The following is a 15210-nucleotide window of genomic DNA, read 5'->3' on the forward strand; positions in this document are numbered from 1 at the left end:
TCACACCACCTTTCCCTTTAACTGATAGATATATGCCAGTATCTTTGCAACCGCTTTATACAAGTCCTGAGGGACAAACTCACCGATTTCAAACGCAAAGAGCGCCCGTGCAAGCGGTTTGTCCTCATAGAGTGGAATGCGGTTTTCCCTTGCTATCTCCCTTATCTTCTCGGCTACGTAGCCGGAGCCTTTTGCTATTATCTTTGGGGCTGACATCTTGTCAGACTGGTATAGAAGGGCAATGGCCAGGTGTGTTGGGTTTGTTATTACCACCGTAGCCTTCGGAACTTCGGCCATCATACGCCTTCTTGCCTGTTCGCGCTGGATGCTCCTGATTCTGGATTTTATCTTCGGGTCACCCTCTGCCTCTTTGAATTCCTCTTTTATCTCTTCCTTGGACATCCTTATGGATTTCTCAAACTGCCACCTTGCAAAGGCATAACTGGCAGCGGCTATGATTAACAGATAGACCAGCCCCCATACCATCGCATTTGCGATAAAGCCATAGGCGCCAGAGACAAGCTGACCAAGTTCTTTCGTCATCAAAAGCGGCCATCTGTATATGTCCCTCTTAACGATATAGTAGAATATGAGACCACCGCCGAGGAATTTCATAAAACTCTTTATAAACTCTACCACCACATCAGAAGAGAACAATTTGCCAATACCGGTGATAGGGTTAAGCCTGGACAGCTTTGGCTCATAGGGTTTTAGCGCAAAACCCACCTGAAATAACTCCGAGGCAACGGCACATATCATGATTCCAAGAAAAAATGGCAGAAGCATCATAAAGGACTTCAGCATTGCTACATTTATTGCCCGAAATGGGTCCTGTCCATACTGAAAAGCCAGGAACTTTGCCGTAGCGTCTTTTATGTTATACATAAAGTTTGAACCGCCGTAGTGTACTACAAGGAGCAGCCCTGCCATACCTGCGGCAGTGGAAAGCTCCCTGCTGCGCGGCATCTGGCCTTTTTCTCTGGCCTTTTGCCGCCGCCGCGGTGTAGCTTGTTCTGTTCTTTCTTGTTGTTCAGCCATCAGGGTCTCGCTATTAATAACGTTTCATACAGAACGTCTTTGAGATTGCTAAACTGCTCAGAGATAACCTTAAAAAATATAGGCATCGTAAACATCATAAGTATTAGGCCGACAAGTAAAAATATGGGAAAACTAACAAACATAATATTTATCTGAGGCGCAGCCTTATATAAAAGTCCAAGCAGCAGGTTGGCAACCACCATTCCCACCATAACAGGGGCGGCCAGCTTCAGCGCCAGGGTAAATATCTTCGAGCCGCCAAAAATCTTGTTTATCATCAATGTGTCTATATTTATCTGCCCAGGTGGGAGGATCTCAAAACTCTTAACAACTACGCTGACCAGGTCATGGTGTATGTCCATGATAAAGAAAAGCAGTGTTGCTAAAACGCCTAAAAAACGTGATACCTCTGCCGACTGGCCGAACTCGGGATCGAAAGACGTCGCAATCGACAATGACATCGCATTGCTCATAAGCTGCCCTGCCATATCTGCTGCGTAAAAGACCAGTCTTGCGCTTCCGCCAATCACCATGCCAAGCAGTGTCTCCTTAAATACGGTAATCGCGATCTCTTCTTTGCTGTCTAGTTTGAAGTCCACAAGCGGGGTTATCAGTACCGCAAGCGCTACAGAAAAGGCAATCTTATACTGAGCTGGGATGTTTTTGCTGGAAAATATGGGCAGCATCATCATTATTATGCTTACCCTTAAGAGTATCAGCACAAAATTGCTTATCTGCTTTGACACCAGTCCAGAGTTTATCAGCTCGTCCATTGCCTTACCTCACGTACTCCGGCAGTTTCTCTATCAGACGCACCGTAAAACCAATCATTATACGCGCAATCCACGGCATCAGCAGAAACACGCACAGAAAAACTGCTACGACCTTTGGCACAAACGTTAGTGTAAACTCCTGTATCTGCGTTATAGCCTGAAAGAAACTCACCGCCAACCCCACCAGCATACTTACAATGAGCATCGGCCCTGAGACCATCAGCAGGGTCTTAAACACATCAAATGATAAATCTTTTATAATTTCAACTGTCAATGGAAACTCCTCACAATCGTACCTATCACTATGTTCCAGCCATCGACAAGCACAAATAGTAACAGCTTAAAGGGCAGCGATATCATTACAGGGGGCACCATCATCATACCCATCGACAGCATAACGCTGGCTACGACCATGTCAATTATAATAAATGGTAGATAGAGCAGAAACCCCATCTCAAAGGCAGTCTTAAGCTCGCTTATCACAAACGCCGGGGCAGCTATCTTCATGGGTATGTCCATAGGCTCTCTGGGCGCTTCCTGCTTGGCGAGTTTCAAAAACAGGGCGAGGTCCTTCTCCCTCGTCTGTCTCATCATGAAGTCCTTGACAGGGATTTCAGCCTTTTTAAGCGCCTCGGTCATGGTTATTTTCTTGTTCATAAACGGGGTCATGGACTCAGTGGCAACTGTGTCCAGTGTTGGATACATGATAAAGAGTGAAATAAAAAGCGACAGACCAATAATAATCATATTCGGCGGGATTTGAGGTCCGCCCAGTGCCTGCCTTAACAGGGACAACACGATAACTATTCTTGTAAACGATGTAACCATCATAAGCACTGCCGGAATAAGCGACAGAAAACTTATCAGCAAAAACATCGATATAAGCGGATGATCTATGTTCAGCGCACCCATGGTTAGTTGTCCTTGCCTGTTTTGCCGCTAAGTCTGCGGACAATGCGATTGAAGGTATCGGCCAACTGGCTGCCGGTCTTTGACATCTCAGCGTTGAGTGTCTTCTTAAAGGCGATTGCCTCTACTTCCTGTTCGCCAAGTGTCTTCAGCAGTTTGAAATCAGTCTGAGTTACTCCAAGTACGATGGCGCGTTTGCCAACCTTGACAACGGCAATACCCCTCTTTGGCCCTAAAGATAAGTACTCTAACAGCCCCAGAAAGCCGCTGCTTCCGCGCCTTTTTTTCGCTGCGAAGGACAGGGCGTAAATCAAAAAAATAACCGCCGCAAGCGCAACGAATACCTGAAACACGACATCTATCATCGCAGTTGTTTTACCCTGTCTGTAGGGCTTACGACATCGGTGAGCCTGATGCCGAATTTCTCGTTTACCACTACTACCTCGCCTTTTGCTATTACCTTGTTGTTGACGAGGATTTCCATAGCCTCACCGGCAAGTTTGTCAAGTTCGATTACCGAGCCTTGTCCAAGCTGAAGCAGGTCGTTAATGAGCATCTTTGTTCTGCCTATCTCTACCGTTATTGTCAGTGGTATATCGAGCAGGAATTTAATATCCCTTGTAGCTTCTGGGTTGCCGTCTTTATCCAATTCGCGGAAATCAGCCTTTTGCACATCCATGAGACTCCTCCTTAAGTATATGTTGTTTAAACGTATTCTTTGGTGATTTTTACGGCCAAATTACCCTTTAACTGTCCAGCTACGCATTTGAACTTAGGGATTCCCTCGACCGTTAGTGTCAGGTCTTCGTTGATGCTTTTGTTCAGTGGAATTACATCTCCCTTTTTCAGGTCGAGGATTTCCTCTATCATGAGTTCGGTAGTTCCCATTTCCACTGCAACTTCTACGGTAGACAGCTTCAATATTCCACCTAGACGGCTTACTGAGTGCTGGTCTATCTCAGCTTGTTCAGCCTGTATGCCGGAGTATAACTTTTCCTTAATCGGCTCTATTACCGAGTAGGGGATGCAGAAATACATCTTGCCAGTGAAATCCTCTACCTCAAGGTGAACCTCTACCTTTATTATCACCTCTGTAGGCGTAACAATCGTAACAAATTGCGGATTCATCTCCGAGCCGACATGCTCAGGCTCCACGCTGACTATCCCTTTCCATGCCATAGCCAGGTCTTTCAGCACCATCGAGACCACTTTTTTGATAATACGCTGTTCAATCGGCGTGAAATAACGGCCTTCCGACTTCGTATTCCTTGCCGTTGTTGCCCCAAAAAAATACTCGACAAAGGCAAACACCGCAGGGGCTCCAAGTACAAACAGGGAAAATCCCCTCAGCGGCTCCATCTTAAATATGTTTATACTTGAGGGCAGCGGCAGAGTTTTCATAAATTCACTGAACTTCATCATCTCTACCCCGTGTATGTTGACATCGACAAACTTCTGAATAATCGTAGAGATAGAGTTTCTGAAGAATCTTGCGAAACGCTCATTAGCGATCTCAAGGCCCGGCATTCTGCCGCGTATTATCCTCTCCTGATTGGTCAGATCATAGGTCTTAACGCCGGACTCTTCTGCTGACTGCGCCCCGGTATCTACCGAACCGCTTTGCACACCCTTTAACAGGGCATCAATTTCATCCTGAGATAGTATCTTATTGCTCATCTACTGCACCATGAATTCTGTAAAATAGACGTTTTTAATGAGTTCGCTTCCCAATGCCTGATTAAGTCTGCCGAGCATCTCATCTTTTAACTGGAACTTTCCGTCCGGGCCGGAGATTGCATCGTAGGACTTGCTTGTTACCAGCATGATAATAGCGTCCCTGAGAAGCGGCATCTTTTCTTTCATGGTCGCCTCAAGTTTCTTGTCTCCCACTTCGATTTGAAGCGACAGCTTAATAAACCTGTTCTTGTCCGTAAGGTTAACGATTAAGGGATCGATGGCGATGAGTACCTGCTCGCCGGGTTTCCCTTCCTTGTGTTCAGCCTCTTTAGCGCCCTCTTTGCCTCCTTCTTGTTTTGCGAAGAATTTAGTGTAGGCAAAGAATCCCCCGCCTGCCACTACAAGGATAATGGCTCCTAAGATTATGATCTGTTTCATGCTTGACTTCTTTTGTACTTTAACTGGTTCTGTTGCTTCGGGTTGTTCCATATGTCCTCCATAGGTAAATAAGAGTGTTCGATTATGTAGTTAGCAATATCCATGCCAGTGTATACCGCGCCGGTTAGGTTGTTGATTACCGGTGATTTTATAAGGCTTTAGCAGGTAATATTTACCGTGTCATGTCAAACGCTTGACACAGCGATGGTTTTTCAACATTTTTCAAAGATAAATCACTGAGATACAATATGCTGAACTGGACAATGCGGGCAAAATTCAGCTATAATCTGTTGCGGCATATAACGGCAATGTACCTATCAATCAGAAATAAGATATTAATATCGCACTTTGGGATAGTCTTATTCGTCGGACTGGCAATCGGGGGGTGCGGGTATTATTTTATCTCAAACCATTTTAACACTGACGAAAAGAAGTTTCTTGAATTCCTGACCAATACCCTTAAGTCGCGGGTGCTGGGGGTAGTTGCCCAAAAAAAATCCACGCTGCAACGGGTATCGGAAAAGATATTGGACGGCGATAAGTTAGACGTTTATACGGACAAGTACGGTGAATATGTCCTGACGCAGAATCTGCCTAAGTTTTCAAAAGAGTTTCCCGTTTTGAGTTATGTAAACATGAAAGGAGAAGAGGTTAGGGCGGTAAATGGAATTGTATTCTCAGGTAAAAGCGAAATAATCGCTTCCACAATTTTCAAAGAGTTAATGTCAGAGCCGAACAAAATTATTGTCTCATACGAACAAAACGACATCGACCTCGGCATACCAGCGGTTACATTTGCTATGGCAAAATATAGCGGCGATAAGCCCATTGGATTTATAAGGGGCAGCGTACCAATCACCACCATAGCCAGCGTTTTATCTGAAACAGAGGTCGAAAAATCAGGCTTTGCATTGCTGCTTGACAGTAGGATGACAGTCATATATGCCAGCAGCAGACCTGATATTGCAGGGCATTCAATCGATGACAGTAAGACACCCGTTCAGTTAAAAAGAGGCATTAACAGGGCATTAATATTAGGGGTTGACAGCATTGCAGCCCTTGTCCCGCTTGATGAGTTCAGGTGGTCGCTGATGGTAGTCATCCCCTATGCGGAGTTTAGTGCTGACGAGAACAAGATAAAATACGTCACTGTCGGCGTAATGATTTTAGTATTGGTCATCAGCGGGGTGATTTTTACATTTATTACAAGACACATAACTAATAATATAACCAACCCGCTTAAGAGATTTACTGCATTTACAGATATGATAGCCAAAGGGGATTTTACTCAAATCACTGATATTAAATCGAAAGATGAGGTCGGTGTACTGGCAGAATCGTTTAATCATATGCTCATGGAGCTGCAAAAAACAAGGGATGACTTAATCATAGCAAAAGAGTATACAGACAATATCATTGAGACCATCGCAAGCGCCGTTATTGTATTAACAGAAGATGCTGAAATTGTAAAAGTTAATAAGTCTGTTAATAAGATGTTAGGACGCACTGAGGAAGAGCTGCTCAATAAACGTATAGACGAAATATTTGAAAGCGACACGATTGCCGAAATATTGTATAATGAAATAATGAGAAATGGATATGTAAAAGATGTCGAGGTAGTATTTATGGCAAAATATGGTGTAAAAGTTCCAGTCATATTCTCCGCATCGGTTATCTATGGCAGCGACGGTAACACAATTGATGAGATAGTCTGCTCGGCACAAAACATAACACAGTTGAAGAGGATGCAAAAAGTACGCGACATGCACCTGAAGGAGTTAGAGACAGCCAATAAACACCTCAAAGAGAGCCGCACCCAGCTAGTGCAAGCAGAAAAACTGGCCTCTCTTGGGCAGATGCTGGCAGGCGTGGCCCATGAGATAAACACGCCCGTAGGTATAGGCATAACCCTTTCTTCGACTATCACCAAAGAGACTGAAGCAATAAAGGCCGCAATCGATGACAGGTCACTGCGTATGGAGCAGCTGCAGGAATATATTGACGATATAAATAAGAGCAGTTCCCTTATATTTAAAAGCCTTATGCGTACAGCCGAACTGGTGAAAAGTTTCAAGATGGTATCGGCAGACCAGATTACGCAGGAGAGGCGCGTGTTCAGATTAAAGGGATACATTGAAGAAATACTGCTTAGTCTTCAACCGAAGCTCAAGAGGAGCCAGCATAATATAGAGGTCATTTGTGAACAATCCCTGGAATTGGACAGCTATCCAGGGTCTATAGCACAGATTATAACAAATCTGCTGATGAATTCCATCATACACGCGTATGACAAGGGCGCCAAAGGCACAATAACGATTGAAGCCGCCCTCCACAAAGATGACATTGTTATCCAGTACAAAGACGATGGCAAGGGTATTCCCCAGGAAAATATCAAGAAGATATACGACCCTTTTTTTACGACTATGCGCGGGGCTGGAGGCACAGGGCTGGGGATGCATATTGTGCATAATATAGTAACGCAGACCCTCGGCGGCACTATCGATTGTCAGAGCGAGTTGAACAAGGGGACGACATTTACAATCAGCTTTCCCGTAATTAAAAAGGAGGCAGCGGCGTAATGGAACAGAACGACAACACCGAGAGGTTCTTCTATCGGTACAGCGGCAGAGGTATAGCGCCTTCTGCTGCCGGACCATGGAAGGTAATGATAGTCGATGACGAGCAAGAGGTCCATGAGATGACACGCATGGCGCTAAAACACTTTGTCTATGACGGTAAGCCTGTTGAGTTTATCAGCGCCTACTCCGGCAGCGAGGCAAAGCACCTCATGGAGGAAAACCCCGATACCGCTGTTATGCTATTAGATGTTGTTATGGAAGAAGACAACTCCGGCCTGCTTGTTACCAAATATATCAGAGAAGAATTGAAAAACAATCAGGTGCGGATTATTCTAAGGACAGGGCAGCCAGGCCAGGCCCCTCAACACGAAGTCATCGTCCAGTATGATATAAACGATTACAGGGAAAAGACCGAATTGACCAAAGATAAATTTGATGTCGCAATGCTCCTTGCCTTAAGGACATATCGTGCAATCATTAATCTTGAAAACGGCAAGAGGGGGCTTGAACAGATTATAGCGGAAAACGCAAAGACAACCTCGCAATTAATCACATTACTTGGCTCGGTCAAAGACATGATAAGCATTAAAGATACTGATGGAAAATTCGTTTTAATAAATGACGCATTCAAAGAATTCATAGGGCTGGACGAGCAGGAAATCATAGGCAGGACGTATGATAATTTTTTCCCGAAGTCGTTTGCCTCAAAAGAGCGGGAGAGTGACCGTGAGGTCTTAGAGACCTTAAAGGCTGTTCAAATTGAACACAAGATAAGCAGCAGGGAAGGGGATATATATCTTGAGACGATCAAAAACCCGATATTTACCGGGATCGGCGAGGTCTTTGGGATGGTCTCAGTATCGAGGGATATAACGGAACGAAAAATATTTGAGCTTGAACTGCTTCAAAGCAGAGATGAGTACCGCATGGGATTCCGCGCGATAGTGGAAAACAGTCAGGACATAATAACCCGTATTGACAGCGATTATATTTGCCGCTATATGAACCCAAGCTGTGCTCTTTACATGATGCTTAAGCCCGAAGATTTTATTGGAAGGCACATCACTAAGTTTTCTGAACTGGGATTCGACGAAGATTTTATTAAAGGTATAATAGACCTGACGCGACTGACAGTTGACTCAAAAGAAAGACAGGAAAAGGAAATATCAATTAACGGCGTCCAGTGGTTTCAGGGGGTATCAGTCCCGGAGCTTGACAACTCAGGCGCTGTGACCTCCGTAATAATCATAGCTCATAACATAACCGACCGCAAAAAAATCGAAGCGGCAATGACTAAGAACCTGCGCCTGTTGACAAAGGCCATAGAAACAACACAGGTAGGATTTACGATTACAGATGCAGACGGCGTAATAATCTATACAAACGAGGCCGAGGCCGCTCAACATGGCTACACGGTTGATGAACTGATTGGCAAGAATATCAGGATAATGGCCCCGAAAGAATTATCCAGGCCGCTGACAGAGGAAGAGCTGATAGCGTTTCGTGTCAATACGGACAGAAGTACAAAGAGATGGAAACGTGAAAGTGTAAATTCCCGAAAAGATGGCAGCCATTTCCCTGTGCAACTGACGTCTGACGTGGTGATGGACGACGATGGAACTGTGGCTGCCATTGCCACAAGCTGCGAGGACATTACTGAAAGAAAACAGATGGAGGAAAAAATAAGACGGCACAGCGAACACCTCGAAGAGGAGGTGCAGGCGCGTACTGCCGAATTATCCAGGACATTAAGTGAGTTGCAGCAAAGCCAGGAGCAGTTGGTTCAATCGGCAAAGATGGCGTCTTTGGGTGTGCTGACTGCCGGCGTGGCGCATGAAATAAATAACCCGCTTGCCTTTGTCTCTGGCAACATAGGAAACCTTGAGAAGTTTATCCAAAGGCTGTTTGGGCTGCTTGAGAGATACGATAAGATTGAATCTTCAGACGAGGCTAAATCAGAAATCGAGAACTATAAGAAGGAGATTAATTATAGTTATTTGAGCTCCCGCATTACACCCCTAATCGCAAAAACAAGGGAGGGCACTGAGCGTATTAAGAAAATCGTACAGGACCTCAAGAATTTTGCACGGCTGGACATCACTGATATAACCGATATGAACATAAACGAATCTATTGACACAACGCTGGAGCTGCTCTTCCACGAGTATAAAAACAGGATAGTTATAGTAAGGGAATATGGGAATATTCCTATGCTGCAATGTTATGCTGCAAAAATCAATCAGGTATTTATGAACCTGCTGGTAAACGCGTGTCAGGCGATAGAGGGCGAAGGGGAGGTCAAAATAAGGACTTCTGTAGATACTGAAAAGATAGAGGTTGCGATAACAGACACAGGCAAAGGAATCCCCCCGGAGATACGCAGTAAGATATTTGACCCGTTTTTCACGACAAAACCCGTAGGGGTGGGCACAGGGCTGGGGCTTTCGATTAGTTATAAGATAATAAAGGAACACCAAGGAGATATACTAGTTAACAGCGTCGTAGGCAAGGGCACTACCTTTACGGTGAGGCTTCCCCTGCCACAGTCGCAATGCCTGTAATACTGGCTTATTTTTTAATAATAACCTTCTTTTTTATGACATCCACAAGCGGATCAAAATATCTGGTAATCTGCTTGCCGACTGCCTTAAGCATTGTCTTGGCTACGGTCTTGGCTGCACGCCTTCTGGGGTTGTCTGCGATGGCGTCAATGACCATTAGCTCATCAACGAGGTCATCCTTGCAGATACGCTTGCTTCCCTCAAGAAAACTGACTGACGGGCACAGGGATACCCATCCTATGAGCAGTGTTATGAACAAGGAGTCAACCTCGGCGTCCTCTCCGTAGGCGGTGTGTTTACTCTTTTCGAATATATGTCTTACCAGGCCAGGCTCTTTAAATACTTCGGCCTTAGTCTCTTTGATTATCTTTGCCTTTTCTTCTTTATTAAACTTTTTCAGATGTTTCAGGGCGCTTTGATATTTTTCTTCTTCACTGATAACAAGGTGGTGAAAGTCGCATTTAGTACATTTTCTGATTTTAGTGGCAAAACTCATTCTGCCGTCTGTGGTAGCAAAAGGAACAGCCCAGCAAGCCCTGCCTGCATTTTTACCATCATGCAGCCCGTCATATGTTGTAGCAAGGGTTACGGGACAGACGCCTAGTTGCAGTGCGTTCACACCTTCTGGTTCACGTCCGCATTTCTTGAATTCCCAGCAGTTTAGTTTTACCTTTGCAGACGCTGGCGCAGGGCGTGCTGGGGTAATCTCAGTCATAGGCTCTTGCGGGGCAATCATGATTTCATCCTGCGGGGTTTTAAGAAGCAGGTCTTCTTGAATTGTGTCAGGCACTTTGTCTATTAGTTCATTTGGCAGTTCATTTTGGGGAATCTCCAGCACTTTTTGGCCCCCGTTACCACCTGCATCTTTTATATCGCCATACCTTTCATTGTCATTGTCCAAGCCATTGTCCATGATTGCTTATCCCTCCTTCCTGTGGAGCCATCAGAAACACCCCTCAGTTCCACCTTAGCATGTTTTTCAATCATTTGTCAATCACCGGTCAGTAGAATATCATCCCAGATGCAATCAAATAAAAAAACTTTTCCTCTTGACCAAATCAAAGCAACCAGGTTATAGTATTGAGTTATTATAATGATGGAAGAAGAGGAATGTTAATGAATGGAAGATGGGGGCCCATAGCTCAGCTGGTAGAGCGGCCGGCTCATAACCGGTTGGTCCCAGGTTCGAGTCCTGGTGGGCCCATTAACTCAAGCATTTATCTGATGACAGACCCTATTATTATGATAGGCAGCAAGGCGGCGCGATGATAGAGGCGCTGATTCTCTTGAAGGAGATGCAGTTCCTTGATTCAAAAATAATACGCATTAAGACACTCATAGAAAATACCCCCGCAGTGGTGAATGGATATGACCGCTCCTTTAAAGACTCTCAGGAAGAAAGACAAAAAAAGAACGCCGACCTTGACAAGGCCCTCAGGCAAAAACGTGAGTTTGAGCTTTCTGCCTCAGAAAAATCAGAAAAGATAAAAAAACTCCGCGCAAAGTCCTCAGATATTAAGACAAACAAGGAGTACCAGCTTCACCTGAAGGAAGTAGAGCAGCTTGAGAAAGAAGTAAGATTAATAGAAGACGACATCCTAATCGTAATGGAACAGATAGAAGAGTTTGAAAAGACATCGACGGCGGTCAACAAAAAATTTGAAATAGAGCAGTCAAAATACAATGAAGCAGTATCTGCGGCGAAAAAAGAACAGTCCGAAGGTGAAAAGGAACTGGACGAACTCCTGAAACAACGCTCTGAGCTGGCTAAACACATCCCCAAAGAGCCATACAATAAATATATGCACATCCTTGAGCGAAAAAATGCCCTTGCTGTAGTGGCTGCAAAGGCTGAACTGTGTCAGGGCTGCTTTCTAAACATGCCCCCGCAGCTCTATGCAGAGGTGATGAAGGGTGAAAAAATTAACACCTGTCCGCAGTGCGGAAGGATACTGTATTACGAACCAGACCCTCATTGATGTAAGCCCTGCCTTCCAACCGTTAGTGTGCGGCAGCGGCCTTCCTGCTGGTTGGAGTTAATATGTTCATAAGTGCGATATCTAATGCCTGAAAATAAAATTTATGCAGTTGAAAATTATTTCGGAAATTATTATGATTCAGGGCTTGATTTAGCCATTAGTTTGTGATACAATACGCGATTGTGCTTGATAATATATGTGGTCTGACAGATAGTGTGCCGAGAAGTGATTATGCTGTTCGGGAGATTTGCTGATGAAAGAGAAGGATATATTTGAAGAGATAATCAGTATAGGAAAAAAACGTGGTTCGTTGACGTATGATGAGATAAACGATGCCCTGCCGTCAGAGTTCTTCTCCCCAGATGAGATAGAAGACCTTATGGACCTCCTGCAGGACATGGGGGTAAAGGTAGTTGACCATGACCACGCAGCGCCTGTAATAGAGGCAGAAGATGAAATCGAAGGATACGAAAAGACTGAAGACCTGGTACAGGCATATTTCCATTCAATGGGCGACATATCGATTCTCAGCAAAGACGAGGAGACAGAGCTAGCCAAGAGCCTTGAAGAGGGCAGGGAAATAATTAAGAATATCGTTACTTCATTTTCGATTTACAACAGGTTTGAGGCGGGCCTTGACCTCAGCGATGACACACTTATGGAAGACGAACGGGCAGAAGAGGCGCTGAAACTGACACTTGAGCGACTTGATGAACTGTTTGACCAGATAACCGTTTATGACAACAAGATGAGGCCATATGGCACGTTCAATGATTTGGCACAGATTGTTGAGACGAAAAATTATAGCAATATAATAGACCCGGCTCATGTTGAGAGCCTGTATATGGAGGTCAGCAGCGAATCAAAAAGGATTGAATCCGAGATAGGCATAAAAATTGAAGACCTTAAGTCCAAATGGGACCGTGTCTCTAAGGCAAAAGAACTTGTCAGCAAGGCAAAAAATGAGCTTATCACAAGAAACCTGCGCCTTGTTGTCAACATAGCAAAAAACTACGTAGGCAGGGGGCTGCCCTTGCTTGATTTGATTCAGGAAGGCAATATTGGACTTATGAAGGCGGTTGACAAGTTTAAGTACGAAAAGGGGTTTAAGTTCAGCACCTATGCCACATGGTGGATAAGACAGGCAATCACGCGTGCCCTGATTGACCAGACAAAGACTATACGCGTCCCTGTCCACATGATGGAATTTTACAACCGTGTAACTAAGACATCGAGGGAGATAACACAGATACTGGGCAGGGAGCCGACCAACGAGGAAATTGCCCAGAAACTTGAGGTCCCCTTAAAGAAGGTAGAAGAGGTATTCAGGGCAATTCAAGACCCTATAGCGCTGCAAACACCAGTTGGCGACGAAGATACGGAACTTGAGGACTTCATTGGCGATAAAAATAGCCCGTCCCCATTTTCAGACGCTGAGAAGAGCGAGGCCTCAGAGTATGTCCAAAAGGTGCTACGCACGCTGTCGGCAAAAGAGGAAAAGGTCATCAGGATGCGCTTTGGCATAGGCGTAGACAGAGACCATACGCTTGAAGAGGTGGGAAGGCATCTCTCAATCACCCGTGAGCGCGTCAGACAAATCGAGGCAAAGGCCCTCAGAAAACTCAAACACCCCAGCAGACTCAGGGCACTGAAGATTCTTACGATTTGACGTACACGTGCAGAGTTTCTGTTTTTAGCAGTTTCAGGCAGTAGGATTATCTCAAAGACTGCCTGCTGAGTGTCTTGATAAAATCTGCTATAATAAATACATGGCAGGTACGATTGATCTCATTAAATGCGTACTACCGGAGATGATATGACGCTGGTTTACTGGAAAGCGGATAGGTTTTGGTTAGGCAAACTGCTGGAGCATCCCGATATTATGACACAGGGAGAGACTCTTGAGGAATTGGAAGAAAATATAAAAGATGCATATCGCCTAATGGTTTTAGAGGATATCCCCGGTGATTATAAGGTAAAAGAAATTGCTGTATGAAGCGAAAGACCCTTATCCGTGAACTCACATTGGCAGGATGTGTTTTGCATAGAAATGGAGCACGCCATGATTTATATATCAACCCAGTTACAGGTAAAAAACAACCAATCCCAAGACATAGCGAAATTGATGACACATTGGCAAGACATATAAAAAGATTATTGGGTATATTATGAAAAGTTCACACAGATGTTTAACCCAGGATGTCCACTACAGATGGTCGGGTTTATGAAACTTGGGCTTCTATTGCTGTATCTTAGTCTTTACGGCAAGATTAACGGGGTTTTCAGCAGCACATTGTTTTGCGCTGAACGCAGCGTGTTCTCTAATAGTGTGGCTATTGTTACCGGGCCAACGCCGCCCGGCACGGGGGTTATGAACGATGCCCTCGGGGCAACACTCTCAAAATCTACATCTCCGGCAAATGAGCCATCTGGCATTATATTTATGCCTATATCGACTATTACGGCGCCTTCTTTTATCATATTGCCTTTTATCAGACCAGATACACCGGTTGCCGCACAGACTATGTCGGCATTTCTCAGATGAGCGGCAAGGTCAGCAGACGACTTATGACAGATAGTTACTGTTGCCTCCTTTGCAAGCAGCATCAGCGCCAGAGGTTTTCCTACCGCGAGGCTTTTTCCAATCACTACAGCGTTTTTCCCTTTTATTTCCACTCCATAGTGTTCTAACAGGCGTATCACCCCAAACGGTGTACACGGTAGAAACCCATGCGGTACACAGGCCATATTCCTGACAGCCAGACCCCCACTGTCACTGCCAGACCCAAAATCATCTTTGTCGAATATCTGAAACATCGATTCCTCTGCCGCAAACATACCCACTGAGGTTGAGCCTAGCCCGTCAACATCTTTTTCAGGTAATATGGCGTTGACTACCCGTCTTGGATTTATACGCCGTGGAATGGGGAACAGGACAAGCAGCCCGTTGATTCTTTCGTCTGCATTGATATTGTTGATAGTATTTATTATCTCATTTAGCGAGGCCGTCTCTGGTAGGCGGTATTCATATGTCTTTATCCCTACTGTCCTGCTCACTGAGACTGTGGTGTTTAGGTACTGTTCGTCTGAGGCAGTGCCTCCGATTTGCATCAGGGCCAGGCCTACATCTATACCCATGAGGCTGAGTTTCTCAACTCGTGATTTGACACATGCCTTTATGTCGGCAGCCAGTTTTTTGCCTGACATTAGATTACTCACGGTATGCCCCTCTCGCTGCCTGACTTCAGAGAAACTG

At 44.9% G+C, this 15210-nt stretch carries 15 protein-coding genes, 1 tRNA gene and 2 pseudogenes; 8 read left to right on the forward strand and 10 right to left on the reverse strand.

The window, feature by feature from the left end:
• From flhB to ASN18_RS10105, 8 genes are read right to left on the reverse strand one after another with little or no spacing between them, the layout of a single operon-like run.
• Positions 1-1038 carry a flagellar biosynthesis protein FlhB gene (gene flhB / locus ASN18_RS10070; RefSeq protein WP_085052621.1) on the reverse strand — a complete coding sequence of 346 codons (1038 nt, stop codon included), beginning with the start codon at positions 1036-1038 and terminating at the stop codon, positions 1-3.
• A complete protein-coding gene (fliR, locus tag ASN18_RS10075; protein ID WP_085052622.1) occupies positions 1038-1811 on the reverse strand; it encodes a flagellar biosynthetic protein FliR in 774 nt (257 codons plus the stop codon). Before fliR ends, flhB begins: the two co-directional genes overlap by 1 nt.
• Positions 1812-1815: 4 nt before the next feature.
• On the reverse strand, positions 1816-2085 hold the full coding sequence (gene fliQ / locus ASN18_RS10080; protein ID WP_085052623.1) for a flagellar biosynthesis protein FliQ: 270 nt from the start codon (positions 2083-2085) through the stop codon (positions 1816-1818).
• Positions 2082-2723: a flagellar type III secretion system pore protein FliP gene (gene fliP / locus ASN18_RS10085; RefSeq protein WP_085052624.1), complete on the reverse strand. Its 642-nt coding sequence runs from the start codon at positions 2721-2723 to the stop codon at positions 2082-2084. The genes fliQ and fliP overlap by 4 nt, the downstream gene beginning before the upstream one ends.
• Positions 2724-2725: 2 nt before the next feature.
• Positions 2726-3085, reverse strand: coding sequence for a FliO/MopB family protein (locus ASN18_RS10090; protein WP_085052625.1), 360 nt, complete (start codon positions 3083-3085; stop codon positions 2726-2728).
• The gene (gene fliN / locus ASN18_RS10095) at positions 3082-3399 is read right to left on the reverse strand and encodes a flagellar motor switch protein FliN (RefSeq protein WP_085052626.1); all 318 of its coding nucleotides are present in this window, start codon (positions 3397-3399) and stop codon (positions 3082-3084) included. The genes ASN18_RS10090 and fliN overlap by 4 nt, the downstream gene beginning before the upstream one ends.
• Before the next feature lie 26 nt (positions 3400-3425).
• A complete protein-coding gene (gene fliM, locus ASN18_RS10100; RefSeq protein WP_085052627.1) occupies positions 3426-4397 on the reverse strand; it encodes a flagellar motor switch protein FliM in 972 nt (323 codons plus the stop codon).
• On the reverse strand, positions 4398-4886 hold the full coding sequence (locus ASN18_RS10105) for a flagellar basal body-associated FliL family protein (RefSeq protein ID WP_085052628.1): 489 nt from the start codon (positions 4884-4886) through the stop codon (positions 4398-4400). It abuts the gene before it with no gap.
• 197 nt (positions 4887-5083) lie between these two features.
• On the opposite strand from ASN18_RS10105, the gene ASN18_RS10110 reads away from it, so the two are divergent.
• Complete coding sequence (locus tag ASN18_RS10110) at positions 5084-7414, forward strand: PAS domain-containing sensor histidine kinase (RefSeq protein ID WP_085052629.1); 2331 nt, start codon at positions 5084-5086, stop codon at positions 7412-7414.
• Entirely contained in the window at positions 7414-9975 is a 2562-nt protein-coding gene (locus tag ASN18_RS10115) for a PAS domain S-box protein (RefSeq protein WP_085052630.1), read from the forward strand. Before ASN18_RS10110 ends, ASN18_RS10115 begins: the two co-directional genes overlap by 1 nt.
• 7 nt (positions 9976-9982) lie before the next feature.
• Here the strand turns inward: ASN18_RS10115 and ASN18_RS10120 are convergent, their stop codons facing one another.
• Positions 9983-10888: a two-CW domain-containing protein gene (locus tag ASN18_RS10120; protein ID WP_085052631.1), complete on the reverse strand. Its 906-nt coding sequence runs from the start codon at positions 10886-10888 to the stop codon at positions 9983-9985.
• A 218-nt stretch (positions 10889-11106) separates the two neighbouring features.
• Between ASN18_RS10120 and ASN18_RS10125 the strand changes: the two genes are divergently transcribed.
• The 6 genes and pseudogenes from ASN18_RS10125 (at position 11107) to ASN18_RS17970 (ending at position 14126) form a co-directional block, all read left to right on the forward strand.
• Positions 11107-11179, forward strand: a tRNA-Ile gene (locus ASN18_RS10125).
• A 61-nt stretch (positions 11180-11240) separates the two neighbouring features.
• Complete coding sequence (locus tag ASN18_RS10130; protein ID WP_085052632.1) at positions 11241-11954, forward strand: zinc ribbon domain-containing protein; 714 nt, start codon at positions 11241-11243, stop codon at positions 11952-11954.
• 253 nt (positions 11955-12207) lie between these two features.
• Positions 12208-12522, forward strand: a pseudogene (locus ASN18_RS18060) (RNA polymerase sigma factor region1.1 domain-containing protein); the annotation flags it as partial.
• Positions 12523-12909: 387 nt separating this feature from the next.
• A pseudogene (locus tag ASN18_RS18065) lies at positions 12910-13623 on the forward strand (sigma-70 family RNA polymerase sigma factor); the annotation flags it as partial.
• A 147-nt stretch (positions 13624-13770) separates the two neighbouring features.
• Positions 13771-13950 (forward strand): type II toxin-antitoxin system HicB family antitoxin, encoded by a 180-nt coding sequence (locus ASN18_RS10140; protein WP_085052693.1) that lies wholly within the window; start codon positions 13771-13773, stop codon positions 13948-13950.
• Positions 13947-14126: a type II toxin-antitoxin system HicA family toxin gene (locus ASN18_RS17970; RefSeq protein ID WP_085052634.1), complete on the forward strand. Its 180-nt coding sequence runs from the start codon at positions 13947-13949 to the stop codon at positions 14124-14126. Before ASN18_RS10140 ends, ASN18_RS17970 begins: the two co-directional genes overlap by 4 nt.
• Before the next feature lie 87 nt (positions 14127-14213).
• Here ASN18_RS17970 and ASN18_RS10150 read toward each other — a convergent pair whose 3' ends face one another.
• Positions 14214-15173, reverse strand: coding sequence for a bifunctional 5,10-methylenetetrahydrofolate dehydrogenase/5,10-methenyltetrahydrofolate cyclohydrolase (locus ASN18_RS10150; protein WP_157072932.1), 960 nt, complete (start codon positions 15171-15173; stop codon positions 14214-14216).
• Positions 15174-15210: the final 37 nt, after the last annotated feature.

This window comes from Candidatus Magnetominusculus xianensis (genome assembly GCA_001541255.1).
Classification (GTDB): Bacteria; Nitrospirota; Thermodesulfovibrionia; order Thermodesulfovibrionales; family Magnetobacteriaceae; genus Magnetominusculus; species Magnetominusculus xianensis.